Here is a 16,132-nt window from a genome sequence, read left to right on the forward strand (position 1 = left end):
CGTCTAGACAAGACGCACCGTCTCGTAGCGGATGACCATCTCTGTAACCACCCGTTCGGTTCACAGCGCGAAAGCTCCTCACACCGCACTATGGGCATCAACTGCCCCACCATGGGCAGAACATGACCCTGCGGTACGTGAGGAGCCTTCTTTGTCCCGTAATCCTCGCTCTCCTCGGTGCGCCACACCCCGGCGCTACCTGATGTGCTCACCGGCACACTTCAAGGTCACCTACTCCATCAACCCATGGATGGACCCCGCCAAACCGGTCGACGTCCCCCTCGCCATCGCCCAGTGGGAGGACCTGCGCGACCGCTACCGCTCGCTCGGCCACACCGTCGAGGAGCTCACCCCCCGGCCCGGACTGCCGGACATGGTCTTCGCGGCGAACGGCGCGACCGTCGTGGGGGGCCGGGTGCTCGGCGCCCGCTTCGCCTACCGGGAGCGCGAACCGGAGGCCGAGGCCCACCTGGAGTGGTTCCGCACCCACGGCTTCACCGAGATCCACGAACCCACCCACATCAACGAGGGCGAGGGCGACTTCGCCGTCACCGCCTCCTACGTCCTGGCGGGACGCGGCTTCCGCGCCAGCCCGCTCTCCCACGGCGAGGCACAGGAGTGCTTCGGCCGCCCGGTGATCGGGCTCGACCTGATCGACCCCCGCTACTACCACCTGGACACCGCGCTCGCCGTCCTGGACGACGCGGCGGACGAGGTCATGTACTACCCGCCCGCCTTCTCGCCCGGCAGCCGCGCGGTCCTGCGGCGGCTCTTCCCCGACGCGGTGATCGCCGAGGAGCCCGACGCCGTGGCGCTCGGGCTCAACGCCGTGTCCGACGGACTCCACGTGCTGCTGCCACAGGCCGCACAGGGGCTCTTCCAGCCGCTGCGCGAACGCGGCTTCGAACCCGTCGGGATGGACCTGAGCGAACTGCTCAAGGGCGGCGGCAGCGTGAAGTGCTGCACGCAGGAGCTGCGGAGCTAGCCGAGTTCCGCGGGGCAGAGCCTGCGCGGTGCGTCGTCGCCCTTGAGGCGGGCGTCGACGCAGCCGCCGGGCAGCCCGTCGTACGCCTTGGTGCCGAAGTTGGCCGTGACGGTCAGCGTGCCCCTGCCGAACACCGTGCGCTGGACGGCGTTGTCGGCGGTAAGCCGCCGGTAGGAGGTGAGGGGCTCGGTGCCCGCGGCCTTGTGCAGCGGCGCGAAGTACTTCTGGAGCGCCGCCAGTTCCTTCCCGTGCTTCTTCAGCGACGCGCCGTCGAGGACGTAGTTGAGGGGCGTGTTGTAGAGCATCGCGAGCAGCGCGCGGTCCTTCTTCTGGCGCGGCAGCTTCTCGTACGAGAGCTCCCAGCGCTCGGCGTTGACGAGCGAGCCGTGCAGCGCGGTCTCGTAGAGCGGCACGCGGTAGCGGGGGTCGTACATCGCCTTGGCGAGGTCGGCGGGCAGGTCGACCGGCTTGAAGAAGATGGCGGGCGCGTTCTCCGGGTAGTAGCCGCCCCACTTCTCGCGGTCCTTCTGGAGCGCCCACAGGCCGTCGGCGACCGGGGTGCCCGCGCCGTGGTCGAAGGAGAGCGCCTTGTTCGCCCAGGCCCCCGCGGACTCCGAGCCGAGGACCAGGCCGTCCTTCCCGTGCTCCTCGATGCGCTTCATCCGCGCCAGCCGGTTCGCGCGGTCCCCCGCCTTGGTCATGCGGTGGCCCTTGCCGTGGTCGCGGAAGAGTTCACCGGTGGCGTCCACGTCGAGGAAGTAGCTGTCGGCGCCGTTCGCGACCATGGAGCGGGTGCGCTCGGCGAGGTAGTGCTTGCGCGGCTCCGCCTGCTCGAAGGCGCGGGAGCTGAGGTAGCAGCCGCGGCCGCCGAAGCCGGTCTCGGGCTTGCCCTTCGCGTCGCGCACGCAGAAGTCGGGGTAGACGGTGCCCGGCCATGCGGAGGTGGGGCTGTCGGCCTTCTTCGGGTCCTGGCCGTTGGCGAACGAGTCGTAGGGGCCGACGAGGTAGCCCGCCTTCTTGGCGGCGCTCACCGCGGCCTTGTCCATGGGGCCGGGGCCCGCGTCGTAGCCGAGCCACATCCGGTCGACGCCGAGCTTGCGGAGCTGTTCGACGCCCGCCGCCTTGCGGGCCGTGCCCCAGGTGTAGGCGTGGAAGGCGCCGAGGAGCTTCTCCGTGGCGGGGTTCTGCGCGATCTTCCGCTTCAGGCTGCCGAGGCGGCCGCGCTCGGCGAGGTAGGAGCGGTAGTCGGCGGCGGGCTCGACCGCGTTGCCGTCGGTCAGGGCGAAGGTGACGGTGTAGTCCCTGGTGCCCTCGCCGCGGTCGAAGGCGTGCTCTGCGGTGGTGCGCAGCCGCCCGTCGGCCGCGGTGAAGCCGAGGCTCGTGCCGATGTCGGTGGGGGTGAGGTAACTGACGCCGATCCGCCTGCCGAGGGAGTAGCCCCACAGCGGCAGCGTCAGGCCTTCGCTCATGTCGACCGTGCTGCCCGCGAGTTGGCCCTTGCCCTTGGTCCAGAACGCGTCCTTGACGGGGATGTCCAGGCCTTCGCCCCGCGGGAGCTGGAGGGCGCTCGCGGTGGCGTCGGTGCCGGTGACGGGCCAGCTGAGGGAGGTGTCGCGGTGCGCCTTCATGCTGAGGGAGAGGCGGCCGTGGTCGGTGCGCGCGGTGACGTCGATGCCGCGCTCGGGGTAGCTCCAGCGGGCCTGAGCCGTGCCGGTGCGGGTCACCGGGCCCGGCTTGCCGAGGTCGGTGGCCGCGGCGCCGGAGAGGGTGAGGTCGTGGCCCGCGCCGGTGCGGGCGCGGACGGCGAGCGTGGCGGTGTCGACGACCGCGGTGCCGCCGTCGACGGCGAGTTCGACGTCACGGCCGTGCGGCTGCTCGGCCCCGGCGGTGAAGGCGTAGGTGGTCGCTCCGACGGCGGTGACCGCCAGGGCGAGGGACAGGGCGAGGAATCGGGTCTCCGACCGCCTGCGGGCGTGGCCGGGAGAACTGCTCTTGTTCGGCATGGGGATCTGGATAGTCGCCGCCTCTAAGAACCTTTTAAGAAGAGGGGCGGTTCAGCCACCTGGCCGACAACGTGCTAACAATACGTGCGCACAGGTACACAGGTGCACAGACCGTCCTGTGTGAACGCAACACCACAACCAAACAGTTGGGTCCACAGGGGCCCAGGGGGAAGAAGAGGTATCAGCGCAGTGAACCGCATGCGCACGTCCGTCGCCGTCCTGGCCACCGCCGGGGCACTCACCGCCGCTCAGCTCGGCCTTGCCGGGTCCGCCTCCGCGGCGTCCGGCCCGACCGCGACGAAGGCCTCGCCGCGGGCCGTCAGCGGCTGCCCGATCGACATCGTCTACCCGAAGCGTTTCTCTTACGACGCGAACGGCAACGTGACGAACGGCGGCCTGTACTTCGGCATCAAGAGCAAGACCACGAAGAGCATCAAGAAGGTCACCTTCACGGTGACCAACACCAAGAACGTCCGCTTCAAGAAGGCGACGCCGACGGGCGGCAAGATCACCCGCCGCACGACGAAGACCGTCTCGGTCTACGACAAGACCTTCAAGGGCAAGGCGAAGCTCGGCTTCAAGGTGCAGACGCGCCTGCTCAACACCCGTTCGTTCGGTGTGAAGTTCACGCTGCGCGGTTCCGGCTGGAACTGCGCGGTCAACCAGGGGACCTGGGGCCCCAGGTAGTTCAGTCCGCGGACTGGGGCGGCCAGGCGTCGCCCCAGTCCGCGTCGCGCGCCGCGCGGTAGAGGGGGCCGTGGCGCTTGGTCACGGTCTCCCTGCGCAGGGACTCCTCGGCCCCGCACAGGTCGAGGAGCACCTGCCCCTTGCGGATCTGCGGGCGGCGCACCACGCGCGAGGGCGCGGGCTCGGGGTCGAAGCGGACCGCGGCGACGTAGCTGAACTTCTCGTCCTCGTACGCCAGGGAGCCGCCCTTGACCTGGCGGTGCAGGGACGACCTGCTGACCCGCGCGGAGAAGTGGCACCAGTCCGTGCCGGGCTCGATGGGGCACGCCGAGCTGTGCGGGCAGGGCGCGGCGATCCGGTAGCCCGCCGCGATCAGCCGGTCGCGGGCCTCCATGATGCGCGCGTAGCCGTCGGGGGTGCCGGGCTCGATGATGACGACGGCCTGCTCCGCCGCGTCGGCCGCGGCGTCGACGACCGACCGGCGGTCGGCCTCGGTCAGCTCCCCGAGGACGTACGACACCGTGACGAGATCAGTGCTCTCGATGGCGAGCGATGCTCCGATACGAGAGCGCTGCCACTGGGCGGCGCTCAACTGCGGCGCCGCACCCGCCAGTTCCCGGCCCAGCGCCAGCGCGGGCTCGGCCCAGTCGAGGACCGTCACGGGCCGCTTCCCCGCCCAGGTCGCCGCGACCGCCCAGGTCGCCGCGCCGGTCCCGCCGCCCACGTCCACGTGGCTGCCGGGCGCCCAGCCATCGGGCGCCGCGTCCGCGAGGGCGGCCAGCGCGCCGCGGACCGCCTCGAAGGTCGCGGGCATGCGGTACGCGGCGTACGCGACGACGTCCGCGCGGTCGCGCAGGATCGGGGCGTCGGTCGGGGTGCGGCCCCGGTAGTTCGCGATCAGCCGGTCGACGGCCTGGGTCGCCTGCTTGGGCGGGAGGCCGTCCAGGAGGCCCGCGAGGGCGGTGCGGAGGGTCTCGGCCGGGGAAGCCGCCGTGGCCGGGGGGATCGGGACGTTCACCCCGTGATTCTACGGGGGTAGGAGGGACGCAAGAGCCGACCGAGGGAGCGCAATGACCACAGCGACACGACAGGCCCGGGTGTCCGACCACCCCGCGATCATCGACCGGGTGCAGACCTGGTGGGGCGACACGCACTCCCCCGAGCAGTCCCGCGAGCTGTCGATGCTGCTGCCGCGGCTGTTCCTGCAGTTCTTCTCGGGGACCAGCCTGATCCTGGAGCGGGACGGGGACATCGAGGCGTTCCTCATCGGGCTGCACTCGCCCGAGGCCTCCCCCGAGATCTCCGCCGACGGCCGCGGCGCGTACATCCACTTCGTCGGGGTCGCCCCGGCACTGCGCGGGCAGGGCGTGGGCCGCACGCTCTACGAGGAGTTCTTCCGGCGGGCCGCGGCGGCCGGGTGCAAGGACGTACGGTCGATCACCTCGCCGCGCAACACCCGCTCCATCGCCTTCCACCGGGCCATGGGCTTCGGCCTCGAACCGGGCGACCGCGAGGTCGACGGACTGCCCGTGCACACCGACTACGACGGCCCGGGCCAGCACAGGGTCTGCTTCCACCGCGACCTATAGGGCCGCAGCCCCTAGGGCAGCGCCCGAAGGGGCGCTCCCGAAGGGGCGCGGGGAACTGCGCGACCAGCCGAAACGAGCCCGCAGCCGCCGAAATCCCGCTGGGGCAGACGCTGCCGCGCTAACGCCCCCGCGCGGCGCGGGCGAGCCGCGTGCCCGCCGCCGCACGCGGCTCGCTGCCCGCGGTCCGGCGCCGCGGATGCACCGTGTTGGCCAGCAACACCAGGAACGTGTCCGTGGCCGGATCAAGGACCAGGGACGTGCCGGTGAAGCCCGTGTGCCCCGCCGCGCCGCGCCCCGCGAGCTCCCCCATGAACCACGGCTGGTCGATGCCGAAGCCGAGCCCGGACCCCGCCAGCATCAGCTCGACGAAGTCGGGGCCGAGGATGCGGGCCCTGCCGTAAGAGCCGCCGCACAGCAGCGTGCGGCAGAGCACCGCGAGGTCCCGGGCGGTGGAGAAGAGCCCGGCGTGCCCGGCGACGCCGCCGAGCGCCCAGGCGTTCTCGTCGTGGACGGTGCCGCGCAGCATCCCCCGGTCGGCCTTCGCCCAGGGCCTGCGCTGGTCCTCCGTCGCGGCGGCGTCGGGGTGCGGCCCGAAGCCGGTGGCGGTCATGCCGAGCGGCCGGGTGATGCCCTCGCGGACGAGGACGTCGAGGGGGCGGCCGGTGAGGCGCTCCAGGATCTGCTGGAGCAGCAGCATGTTCAGGTCCGAGTAGACGTAGTCACCCGGCTCGGTGACCGGGGCCTCGGCGCGCAGGGCCGCGAGGCGTGCGTCGGCGTCCGGGCAGGCGTACAGCGGCAGCTCGGGCCGCAGCCCCGAGGTGTGGGTGAGCAGCTGGCGGACGGTGATGCGGTGCCGGGCGGCGGCCGTGAACTCGGGGACGTACGCCCCGACGAGCGCGTCGATGCCGAGCGTGCCGCGCTCCAGCTGCTGCACGGCGGCCACCGTCGTGAAGAGCTTGGTGAGCGAGGCCAGGTCGAAGGGGGTGGTGGTGCGCATCGGCACCCGCCATTCGCGGGGCAGCTCGACGCCCGTGTCGGTCGCCGGGTCGTACGAGGCGTAGCGCACCGCCCAGCCCGCCGCCGCCTCGGCCGCGATCACGGGGCCGCGGCCCACGAGGACGACGGCGCCCGCGCACCACGGCCGCGGCCCGCGCGTCAGGTCGGCCACCTCGGCGACGAGGTGACCGATCTCGTCGGGGTCGAGGCCCGCGCGGTCCGGGGTGCCGGGGCGCAGGAGTCTGGGTGTGCTCAGTGGTCCGCCTCCGTCGCGGGCGTCGTAGCGCCGTGCTGCCAGGGGCGGCACAGTCCTACGAAGCATGCGATGGCTGCCAGGGCGCAGGCCAGTTGGACGACGGCCATCGGGACGGCCGTGTCCTCGCCCGCGATGCCGACGAGCGGCGAGGCGACGGCGCCGATGAGGAAGGAGGAGGTGCCGAGCAGCGCGGAGGCGGAGCCTGCCGCGTGCGGGGTGCGGATCAGGGCCAGGGACTGGGTGTTGGGCAGGGTGAGGCCCATCGACGACATGAGGACGAAGAGCCCGGCCGCGACGGGGAACAGGCCGACGTCGCCGAAGACGCCGGTCGTCATGAGCAGCAGCGCCGTCGCGGCGGTGGTGATCATGGCGAGGCCGACGCCGAGGACCTTGTTCAGGCTGGTCCTGCCGACGAGGATCTTGCCGTTGATCTGGCCCGCGGCGATCAGCCCGACAGAGTTGACGCCGAAGAGGAGGCTGAAGGTCTGCGGGGACGCGCCGTAGATCTCCTGGATCACGAAGGGCGAGGCGGAGATGTACGCGAAGAGCGCGGCGAACGCGAAGCCGCCCGCGATCATGTACCCGGCGAAGACGCGGTCGGCGAGGAGCGACTTCATGGTGCGCAGCGCCTCGATGGTGCCGCCGCTGTGCCGCTTCTCTGGGGCGAGGGTCTCGGGGAGGCGGCGCCAGACCAGCAGGGTCAGGGCGGTGCCGACGACCGTGAGGACGACGAAGATGCCGCGCCAGTCGGTGAAGCGGAGCACCTGGCCGCCGATGAGGGGCGCGGCGACGGGGGCGACGCCGGAGATCAGCATCAGGGTGGAGAAGAAACGGGCCATCGCCACGCCGTCGTACAGGTCGCGGACGATCGCGCGGGCGATGACGATGCCCGCGGCGCCCGCCAGGCCCTGGAGGAGGCGGAAGCCGATGAGGAGCTCGGCGGTGGGGGCGAAGGCGCAGGTCGCGGTGGCGACCACATAGACGAGCAGGCCGATGAGGAGCGGGCGGCGGCGGCCCCACTTGTCGCTCATCGGGCCGACGACGAGCTGGCCGAGTGCCATGCCCATGAGGCAGGCGGTCAGGGTCAGCTGGACGGTCGCCGCCGGGGAGCTCAGGGCGTCGGTGACCTCCGGCAGGGCCGGGAGGTACATGTCCATGGAGAGCGCGGGGACGGCGGTGAGGCCGCCGAGCACGAGGGTGACCAGGGCTCCGGTACGACGGAGGGCGGCGGGGCCGGTCGTCGGCTCCGCCGCCTTCGTTATCGGATGGTCTTCGGTGGCCTGCCCGAGCTCAGGCATCGTGCCCCTCCCAGTCGCTGCGTATCCCCTTTACCGTCGTCTATCGTCGCAGCTGCGGGCGGGTGGTACGGACCGGTTTCCGTTACGCCGGGCGCAGGCCCGGGTTTCCCGCCTCCGTGACGAAGGATGCCGCCGTGCTGATGGGGGCGCCCGGCTTCGAGATCATCGGGACCGTCTTGAAGTCGGCCCGCGCGGACTCCTCGCCGAGGGCGACCGTCACGTAGCCGCGGCGGCCGTTGTAGAACTTCAGGTGCGGGTTGGCCTTCATGTACGTGTCCCAGTTGGCAGGCTTGTCCGCGCCGTCCTTGCCGCTCGCGATGGACGTGGCGACGATCTCCGTGCCGACGGTCTTCGAGGACGGGTCGTCGAAGTCGGCCTTGATGTCGAAGGCGTAGCCGACGTGCACGTCACCGGTGAGGACCATGAGGTTGTCCAGGCCCGTGGCCCTGGCGCCCGCCAGGACCCGCTTGCGGGAGGCGCGGTAGCCGTCCCAGGCGTCCATGGAGAGCTTCGCCTGCGCGTTGAGGTCGAGCCTGCGCTCGGAGAAGGTGACCTGCTGCGGGACGACGTTCCACAGGGCGCGCGAGCGGCGCCAGCCGTCGATGAGCCAGCGCTCCTGGCTGGCCCCCGTGATGGTGCGCGCCGGGTCGTCCGACTCGGCCCCCGGGACGTGGGCGGTGTCGCCGTAGGCCTGGTCGGAGCGGTACTGGCGGGTGTCGAGGATGTCGAACTGGGCGAGCCGCCCCCAGGTCAGCCGACGGTAGAGCTGTGCGTCGGGGCCGCTCGGCAGCTGCGGGCGGCGCAGCGGCTGGTTCTCCCAGTAGGCGCGGTAGGCGGCGGCCCGGCGGAGCAGGAACTCGGCGGGCGGGTCGTCGTTCTCGGAGATGTCGTCGGCGTAGTTGTTCTCGGCCTCGTGGTCGTCCCAGGTGACGACGAAGGGGTGCGCGGCGTGTGCGGCGCGCAGGTCGGGGTCGTGCTTGTAGAGGGCGTACCGCAGGCGGTAGTCCTCCAGGGTCTGGGTCTCCTTGTTGAAGTGCGCGGGCAGCGTGCGGTCGGTGTAGTTGCGGGCGCCGCCGACCGAGTTGACCGCGTACTCGTAGAGGTAGTCGCCGAGGTGGAAGACGACGTCGACGTCGTCCTGCGCCAGGTGCTTGTACGCGGTGAAGTAGCCGTCGTGGTACGCCTGGCAGGAGACGGCGGCGAGGGTGAGGGCGCCGGGGCGAGTGCCTACGGGGGGCGCGGTGCGGGTGCGGCCCGTCTCGCTCACCCAGCGTCCCGTCCTGAAGCGGAAGTAGTAGGTGCGGCCCGCGAGCAGGTGGTCCACCTCGACGTGCACGGTGTGGCTGAACTCGGGGTGCGCGGTGACCGTGCCCCTTCTGGCGACGCGCCGGAAGCGGGAGTCGTGGGCGATCTCCCACTGGACGGTGACGCGCTCCTGGGGGAGGCCGCCGCCGGGCTCGTAGGGGGCGGGGGCGAGGCGGGTCCAGAGCAGGACCGAGGTGGGCTGCGGGTCTCCCGACGCGACGCCGAGGGTGAAGGGGTCTTCCGCGATGCGGCGGGCGTCGAGCTCGGCGGCGCCCGCGACGCCCGCGGTGGGCAGGTTGGTCGCGAAGGCGAGCGCGGCGGCGGCGCCCGTGACGGTGAGGAAACGACGGCGGCCCAAGTGACGGGCTGCGGCCCGGATCTCGGGTGCGTGCTGCTGGCCTGCGGGTGTCATGTGGCCCTCCCCTGACGATTGGTGTCATGGGCATGGAAGTAGCGGGGGACGACGCGCGACTGTCGCGTACACAACACCCGTATGGCGGGCGGATGATGTCCGCGTGGACTGCCCTCCCGTACGCTGCGGGGCCATGAACGCTGAGCGAACTGCCGCATCGAACGTGCCGGACACCGCCCCTTCAGGGGCCTCGCCCAAGATCGCCGTGGTGACCGGAGCGGGCTCCGGAATCGGCCGCTCCGTCGCCCTCGAACTGTTCGCGGCGGGCTGGTCGGTGGCGCTCGCGGGCCGCCGTACCGAGACGCTGGAGGAGACGGCAGCCCTCGCGGCGGCCGAGTCGGGCGCGCGGGACGAGGCCGTCGTCTGCGTCCGTACGGACGTGTCCCGCCCCGAGGACGTGAGCGCCCTCTTCTCCCGCGCGGGCGAGCGCTTCGGGCGCCTGGACCTCCTCTTCAACAACGCGGGCACCTTCGGCCCCGGCGGCGTCCCGGTCGAGGAGCTCCCCTACGACGCGTGGCGCCACGTCGTCGACACCAACCTGAACGGCGCGTTCCTGTGCGCGCAGGCGGCCTTCCGCCAGATGAAGGAGCAGGACCCGCAGGGCGGGCGGATCATCAACAACGGGTCCATCTCGGCGCACGCCCCGCGCCCCAACTCGGTGGCGTACACGGCGACGAAGCACGCCCTGACGGGCCTGACGAAGTCGCTCTCGCTGGACGGCAGGCCGTACCGGATCGCGGTCGGGCAGATCGACATCGGCAACGCGGCGACCGACATGACCGAGCGCATGCAGTCCGGAATCCTCCAGGCCAACGGCCAGTTGGCGGCCGAGCCGGTGATGGACGTGGCGGACGTGGCGCGCACGGTGCGGCACATGGCGGAGCTGCCACTTGACGCAAATGTCCAGTTCGCGACGGTCCTCGCGACCACCATGCCCTACGTCGGGCGGGGATGACGCGGAAGCGGCTTTGAGATCTCCACAAGTGGAATAGGAAGTACCGCATCAATCCAGGTCAGTGCTCCCCTTATGCTCAGCTTCTCTCCACGAGAACTTCACACTTGGAGCACTCCTTGCGCATACGTACCGCGGCCCCCGCCGTCCTCGCCGCCACCGCCCTGTCGGTGTCCGTGCTTGCCGCGATCCCCGCGTCCCCCGCGTCGGCGGCGACGGCACGCCACCAGGGCGGGCTGCACCTCGGCACCATCCAGTACGACAGCCCGGGCCGGGACACCCGCTCGAACTCCTCGCTGAACGCGGAGTGGGTGAACATCCACAACAACAGCCGCTCCGCGGTCCAGCTCAAGGGCTACAAGCTGAAGGACAACACCGGCTACACGTACACCTTCGGCAGCTACAAGATCGGCGCCGGCAAGACCGTCAAGGTCCGCACCGGCAAGGGCTCCAACGCCTCGGGCGTGCGCTACTGGGGCCGCAGCAACTACGTCTGGAACAACACCGGCGACAAGGCGCGCCTCATCAAGCCGAGCGGCTCGCAGCTCGACTCCTGCTCGTGGGCGCGGACCGGTTCCGGCTCCACCAGCTGCCACTGACCAACATCAGGGGGTAGGGGGAGGGCGACCGCTCCGCGGCGGGGTCCCGCGGTTGGGGCCGCGGGAACGAGCCGCGCCGCGGAACGGTCGCCCTGCGAAAGACACCCCGCGAAGGGCACCCCGTGAGGACTTGCCGAGCGGTCAGGCCTGGCCCGTCCGGTCAGGCCTGACCCGTCTCGAAGCGGGAGATCCGGTCGCCGTCGACGGTGAACTGCCACTTCGTGCGCATCTCGCCCCACGTGTCGTTGCGGTACGAGACGGTCAGCGAGCGGCCGCCGTCCGACTCCGACTCGACGTCCATGTGGCCGTTGGACGAGAAGATCTCGCGGTCCGTCCAGTCCGCGACATCCCGGTCGGTGCCGTCGTCCGCCATGGTCGCGCCGGGCGCGAGCAGGGCGTCGAAGGCGGCCTTGTCATGGGAGTTCACCGCGGCCACGAAGGCGCTGACTGTCGGGTCAGCGAGCCGGTTCACCTGGATGCTCATGGGCCCACGGTCACACCGGTCCGCGCCCGGCGCCACCCCTGCCCCGCCGGACGGGCGTCACCCGTACGGCCCCGTGGGCCGGGTGGCCCGGCCGGGTCCGGTGGACGGTGGAGGCGGACGCATCCGCCACCCCGCCGAGGGGCCGAACCGGGAGTTCCCATGACCACCTGCACCTGCCTGGACCGCCGTGACCTCGGGCTGCTGCTGCTCCGCGCGGGCACCGGAGGGGTGCTCGCCGCACACGGCGCCCAGAAACTCTTCGGCTGGTTCGGCGGGGGCGGCGTCGCGGGCACCGGCGCCTTCATGGAGTCCGTCGGCTACGCGCCGGGCAAGCTGAACGCCGTCGTCGCGGGCCTCTGCGAGGCGGGCGGCGGCGCGCTCCTCGCCCTCGGCCTCGGCACCCCCGCGGCGGGCTCGGCCGCGGCGGGCGCGATGGCGGGCGCCGTCGCCCTGCACGCGCCGAACGGCTTCTTCAGCCAGGGCGGCGGCTATGAGTACCCGGCGTTCCTCGGCATGGTCTCCGCGGCCCTCGCCGTCACAGGACCCGGCCGCTACTCCGCCGACCACGCGCTCGGCCACTCCCTCAACCGCGGCTGGATGGTGCCCGCCGCGCTCGCGGGCACGGCGGTCGGGGTGCTCGCGACGCTCGGCGCACGCAACAAGAACGTCCGCGCGGCGGCGGAGGGCGCGGACGACGACGAGAGCGCCTCCCCCGACGCGTGATCACCATGGCAGGCTGCGGGCCATGGACGACGATCAGCAGGGCGCACCCGAGGACCACGACGACCCGTGGGAGACCGTCGGCCGCCTCTACGAATGGCTCGATTCCCACAACCGGCAGCCGCCCCAAGAGGCCCTGCTGCTGCGGATGCTGAAGCTGTCGGAGGAGGTCGGCGAGGTCGCGCAGGCGGTCATCGGCGCCACCGGGCAGAACCCGCGCAAGGGCACCACCCACAGCTGGGACGACGTGCAGGGCGAACTCTGCGACGTCATCGTCACCGCGATGGTCGCCCTGCGCACGCTCACCCCGGACGCGGGGGCGGTCCTGGCCGCCCATCTCCGCCGCGTGGACGAGCGTTCCGCGGAGGTCGGCGACGCCAAAACCAATGTTCCGCCCGCCCGACGGCAGGCTAGCGTCCCCGTCCATGACCACCGAGGACACCAAGAACGCCAAGAACGCCAAGAGCACTGAGGCGACCGGGACTTCTGACGCCGAGCACCCCCCGCGGCTCACCCGCCTCACCTTCCACGGCCCGCTCTCCGAAGCCCGCGCAGGGCGGCTCGTCGAACGCCTCGTGGCGTCCGGCCCGCGCACCGTGCTCGATCTGGGCTGCGGATGGGGCGAGTTGATGCTCCGCGTACTCGAAGCCGCCCCAGAGGCCACCGGCATCGGCGTCGACCTCAAGGGCGAGGACCTGGACCGCGGCCGCGCCGCCGCGAAGGAGCGCGGGCTCGCCGAGCGTGTCCTGTTCGCCGAGGAGACGGCGACGGACACCTCCCGCGGCCCCGCCGACGTCGTGCTGTGCCTCGGCGCGAGCCAGGCCCTCAGCTCCGCCGCGCCCGCACAGGCGATGGTCGAGGCGCTGCACGCGCTGCGCCGCCTGGTCGGTCCGGGCGGCCGCGTCGTGCTCGGCGAGGGCTTCTGGCAGCGCGAGCCCACCGCGGCGGAACTGGCCGGTATGTGGCCGGACGCCGACGCCGGGGAGCATCTGTATCTGGGCGACCTGGTGGACGCGGCGGTCGATGCGGGGTTCCGCCCGCTGTGGGTGGAGACGGCGAGCCCGGAGGAGTGGGAGGAGTTCGAGTCGGGCTACCGCTCCGACGTCGAGGAGTGGCTGGCCGCGCACCCGGACCACCCCGAGGCCGCGGAGACCCGCGCCCGCGTCGACGCCCAGCGTTCGTCCTGGCTGCGCGGCTACCGCGGGGTGCTCGGCATCGCCTATCTGACCTTGGTGCCGGTCCGCTGACCGCGACGGCACGGCGCCGGACCAATCGCTACTGCCCGAACCACGCCTCCGCCAGCGCGTCCGGCGTCTGCTCGGGCGGGGCGGGCAGTTCCCGCAGGTACCAGGGCAGGTTGCTGTACACGTGGAGCAGTGTGTACGCGAGGAGTTGGCGCGGATCGAACGCCCGGCCGTACGCCTTCGTGAAGCGGGTGAGCAGCCCCGGCTCGGCGCGCGTGACGAAGAGGCCGACGCCCACGAAGTCGTACGCGGGATCGCCGATCATGGCGGGCTCGAAGTCGAGGAGCCCGGTGAGCCGCCAGCCGTCGTCCGGGTCGACGGTCAGGTGCTGGCGCATGAACTCGGTGTGCAGCAGCGCCGGTTGTACGCTCCGCGCGTCGGGCAGCGGCACCGAGTCCAGGAATCCGGGAATCTGCCGCAGCCAGCTCTCCGGCAGCCCGCACCCGCGCTGTCGCTCGACCGCTCCGGCCCGCTGCCCGGCGAGGAACGCGCCCCAGTCGCCGGGTCCGAGGACATCGGCGAGCGGTGCGTGGTCGAGCGCGTGGAGTGCGGCGAGCGCCTCGGCGGCGTCGGTGACGATGCGCTCGCGGTCGGCGCGCGGGATGCGCGGCCAGGCGACGGCGAGGTCCTCGCCGGGCAGGCGGGACATCAGGACGTAGCGCCAGCCGTTCTCGTACGTTCCCGAGTCGTGCACGCGGGGCGTGGGGACGGGGAGGCGGCCCGCCACATGGCTCAGGACGCGGGCCTCCGTGACGGCGTCCCGCGCGTCCATGCCGGGGAACAGCTTCAGCACGTGCGCGTCACCGACCGCGTAGACCGGCTGGGAGCCTGCCGGGTAGCGGGTGAGACGCGCTCCTGCGAACCCGAGGCGTGCGCACAGGTCCTCGGCGCCTGGCCGCACGATCGCGTCGTCGGGGACGACGCGATCCCACTCTTCGTCCGTGTTCACTTCGGGCAGCATGATCGGCACGGTAGGGCGAGCGGAACACGGCCGCCACCGGGTTTCCGGGGGCGGTGTCCCGCTCGAATGACTGCCGATGCCTACTGAAGTAGGGCGTCGATCGACTTTCGGCGGCTGTACGGCGCCCCTCCCCCTCCTAGCGTCTGAGGTGAAGACGATCGACGGCGGCCGGGCCGGCCGCCGTCACGGGGCGGAACGGAGTCCACGAGATGCCGGGCAAAGAACGCAGCGAGGTACGGGACGAGCAGCACGGCAAGGTGCGGGGCCGGACCACGGAGCTCGGTCACCCGCGGAGCGATCTGCTTCTGCTGCTCGTCGGCACGCCGCTCGTCGGGCTGCTGCTCGGGCTCGCGGTGCCGCGGCTCGCCCGCTGGGCGTCCGGGTCGCCGGTGCTGCCGTGGCGGGACGGCGTCGAGTTCCTCGGCAGGCTCGACGCGCCCTGGCAGATCGGGCTCTTCGTGGCGGCCGGGCTGGTGGCCGGTGTCCTCCTCGTCCTGATGGCGGTCTCGGAGGACATGCGGCTGAAGCTGGCCGACGAGCGGGTGCACGTCGAGCAGGACGGCCGGTCGCGGACCTTCGAACGCGCCGACGTCTCGGCGGTGTTCCTCGACGGCAGGCAGCTCGTACTGCTCGGCGCGGACTCCGGCGAGCTCGTGCGCGGCGTGCACGCACCGCGCGCCGCGGCGCTGGCCGAGGCGTTCCGCGCGCACGGTTACCCGTTCCGGGACGCCGACCCGCACGCCTCGCTGTTCCGTCGCTGGATCCCCGGCACCCCGGACCTGCCCGCCGAGGTCCACGCGCTCCTCGCGGCACGCAGGGCCGCGCAGGAACGGAAGACCCCGCGGGACGCCGGTGACCTGGTCGAGGCGGTGCGGGGGCTCGGTTACGTCGTACGCGACGAGGGGACGGAGCAGTACTGGCGGCCGTTGGCCGGGGCCTGAGAAAGGCGGCGCCCCGCACCGGCGGGGCGCCGCCTTCCTTCCCGCGTCAGGGACGCGTGTGGGACAGGTGCGGGGCGGGTCAGAACACGAACGGGCCCGGTGACTGCGCCGACGTCGCGTTGCAGGTCACGGTGAGGCCGAGGACCACGATCTTCAGGGACTTGCCCTCCAGGCTGTCGCCCGCGGCGACGGTCCCGGTGAGCGGTCCGGTGGAGACCGCGCCGCCCGCCGGGATGGCCGGGTTGGAGTTGCCGGTGAAGTCGGTCGTCCCCGAGCCGTTCTTCGTGAGGGTGAGCGTCGAGTTGACGGCGCCCGCGCCGATGTCGATCGGGGCCGTGATCGCCGAGGTCGAGACCTCTATGGTCGCGCTGGTGCCGTCCTGGGCGGCGGTGAGCGTCGCCGTCCCGGAGCCGTACGTTCCGCAGTCGAACGAGAGCGTGGCGCTCTGCGGTTCCACGGCGCCTGCCGCGGGCGCCATCGCCAGCGCGCCGACGGCGAGCGCGCCGACGCCGAGTGCCGTTCCGATTCCTCCGCCGAGTCTGCCGAGTCTGCCGTTCCGCATGGGGGCCTGCCTTCATGGGGTGGGGGAGCGTGGGGGGATGCGCCTGCGCAGCGCCGGGACTCCTGACGGGTAGTCAGCAGCCCGGATCGCTGCCCATTGAGGCACGGGGGGCCAGGAGTGACAAGGCCAAGTCTCATG

General features: G+C 72.2%; 16 protein-coding genes and 1 pseudogene. 9 read left to right on the top strand and 8 right to left on the bottom strand.

The genetic code is table 11. The features are described from left to right. Nucleotides 1-151: 151 nt before the first annotated feature. A complete protein-coding gene (ddaH, locus tag AC068B_RS01535; protein WP_478668262.1) occupies nucleotides 152-985 on the top strand; it encodes a dimethylargininase in 834 nt (277 codons plus the stop codon). Here ddaH and AC068B_RS01540 read toward each other — a convergent pair. Then, complete coding sequence (locus AC068B_RS01540; RefSeq protein WP_478668264.1) at nucleotides 982-2,988, bottom strand: glycoside hydrolase; 2,007 nt, start codon at nucleotides 2,986-2,988, stop codon at nucleotides 982-984. The genes ddaH and AC068B_RS01540 overlap by 4 nt on opposite strands. 198 nt (nucleotides 2,989-3,186) lie before the next feature. Between AC068B_RS01540 and AC068B_RS01545 the strand changes: the two genes are divergently transcribed. Further along, entirely contained in the window at nucleotides 3,187-3,675 is a 489-nt protein-coding gene (locus AC068B_RS01545) for a hypothetical protein (protein WP_478668265.1), read from the top strand. 1 nt (nucleotide 3,676) lies between these two features. On the opposite strand, the gene AC068B_RS01550 is transcribed toward AC068B_RS01545, so the two are convergent. Next, complete coding sequence (locus AC068B_RS01550; protein WP_478668267.1) at nucleotides 3,677-4,693, bottom strand: small ribosomal subunit Rsm22 family protein; 1,017 nt, start codon at nucleotides 4,691-4,693, stop codon at nucleotides 3,677-3,679. A 31-nt stretch (nucleotides 4,694-4,724) separates the two neighbouring features. Between AC068B_RS01550 and AC068B_RS01555 the strand changes: the two are divergent. Continuing rightward, nucleotides 4,725-5,264: pseudogene (locus tag AC068B_RS01555) on the top strand (N-acetyltransferase family protein); the annotation flags it as partial. A gap of 118 nt (nucleotides 5,265-5,382) precedes the next feature. Here the strand turns inward: AC068B_RS01555 and AC068B_RS01560 are convergent. The 3 genes from AC068B_RS01560 to AC068B_RS01570 form a co-directional block, all read right to left on the bottom strand. After that, nucleotides 5,383-6,582: a serine hydrolase domain-containing protein gene (locus tag AC068B_RS01560; protein WP_478668268.1), complete on the bottom strand. Its 1,200-nt coding sequence runs from the start codon at nucleotides 6,580-6,582 to the stop codon at nucleotides 5,383-5,385. Then, a complete protein-coding gene (locus AC068B_RS01565; protein ID WP_478668269.1) occupies nucleotides 6,513-7,814 on the bottom strand; it encodes a multidrug effflux MFS transporter in 1,302 nt (433 codons plus the stop codon). The genes AC068B_RS01560 and AC068B_RS01565 overlap by 70 nt, the downstream gene beginning before the upstream one ends. 82 nt (nucleotides 7,815-7,896) lie before the next feature. After that, complete coding sequence (locus tag AC068B_RS01570) at nucleotides 7,897-9,531, bottom strand: alkaline phosphatase D family protein (RefSeq protein WP_478668271.1); 1,635 nt, start codon at nucleotides 9,529-9,531, stop codon at nucleotides 7,897-7,899. Nucleotides 9,532-9,664: 133 nt separating this feature from the next. On the opposite strand from AC068B_RS01570, the gene AC068B_RS01575 reads away from it, so the two are divergent. Beyond that, nucleotides 9,665-10,486: an SDR family oxidoreductase gene (locus tag AC068B_RS01575; RefSeq protein ID WP_478668273.1), complete on the top strand. Its 822-nt coding sequence runs from the start codon at nucleotides 9,665-9,667 to the stop codon at nucleotides 10,484-10,486. Nucleotides 10,487-10,602: 116 nt separating this feature from the next. After that, nucleotides 10,603-11,082, top strand: coding sequence for a lamin tail domain-containing protein (locus AC068B_RS01580; protein ID WP_478668275.1), 480 nt, complete (start codon nucleotides 10,603-10,605; stop codon nucleotides 11,080-11,082). Nucleotides 11,083-11,242: 160 nt separating this feature from the next. Here the strand turns inward: AC068B_RS01580 and AC068B_RS01585 are convergent, their stop codons facing one another. Next, nucleotides 11,243-11,566 (bottom strand): nuclear transport factor 2 family protein, encoded by a 324-nt coding sequence (locus AC068B_RS01585; RefSeq protein ID WP_478668277.1) that lies wholly within the window; start codon nucleotides 11,564-11,566, stop codon nucleotides 11,243-11,245. 159 nt (nucleotides 11,567-11,725) lie between these two features. On the opposite strand from AC068B_RS01585, the gene AC068B_RS01590 reads away from it, so the two are divergent. Genes AC068B_RS01590 through AC068B_RS01600 form a run of 3 tightly spaced genes read left to right on the top strand, consistent with a single transcriptional unit; the run spans nucleotide 11,726 to nucleotide 13,533 of the window. After that, complete coding sequence (locus tag AC068B_RS01590; RefSeq protein ID WP_478668279.1) at nucleotides 11,726-12,289, top strand: DoxX family protein; 564 nt, start codon at nucleotides 11,726-11,728, stop codon at nucleotides 12,287-12,289. Between the two features lie 22 nt (nucleotides 12,290-12,311). Then, nucleotides 12,312-12,758, top strand: a complete 447-nt coding sequence (locus AC068B_RS01595) for a MazG-like family protein (RefSeq protein ID WP_478668281.1) — start codon at nucleotides 12,312-12,314, stop codon at nucleotides 12,756-12,758. Beyond that, on the top strand, nucleotides 12,712-13,533 hold the full coding sequence (locus tag AC068B_RS01600) for an SAM-dependent methyltransferase (RefSeq protein ID WP_478668282.1): 822 nt from the start codon (nucleotides 12,712-12,714) through the stop codon (nucleotides 13,531-13,533). The genes AC068B_RS01595 and AC068B_RS01600 overlap by 47 nt, the downstream gene beginning before the upstream one ends. Before the next feature lie 28 nt (nucleotides 13,534-13,561). On the opposite strand, the gene AC068B_RS01605 is transcribed toward AC068B_RS01600, so the two are convergent. Beyond that, complete coding sequence (locus AC068B_RS01605; RefSeq protein WP_478668284.1) at nucleotides 13,562-14,491, bottom strand: aminoglycoside phosphotransferase family protein; 930 nt, start codon at nucleotides 14,489-14,491, stop codon at nucleotides 13,562-13,564. 209 nt (nucleotides 14,492-14,700) lie between these two features. Here AC068B_RS01605 and AC068B_RS01610 point away from each other — a divergent pair, with 209 nt between their 5' ends. Then, complete coding sequence (locus AC068B_RS01610; RefSeq protein ID WP_478668285.1) at nucleotides 14,701-15,432, top strand: YqeB family protein; 732 nt, start codon at nucleotides 14,701-14,703, stop codon at nucleotides 15,430-15,432. Between the two features lie 79 nt (nucleotides 15,433-15,511). Here the strand turns inward: AC068B_RS01610 and AC068B_RS01615 are convergent, their stop codons facing one another. Next, nucleotides 15,512-15,994, bottom strand: coding sequence for a hypothetical protein (locus AC068B_RS01615; RefSeq protein ID WP_356266386.1), 483 nt, complete (start codon nucleotides 15,992-15,994; stop codon nucleotides 15,512-15,514). Nucleotides 15,995-16,132: the final 138 nt, after the last annotated feature.

The sequence above is a fragment of the Streptomyces sp. NPDC042371 genome, assembly GCF_056437465.1.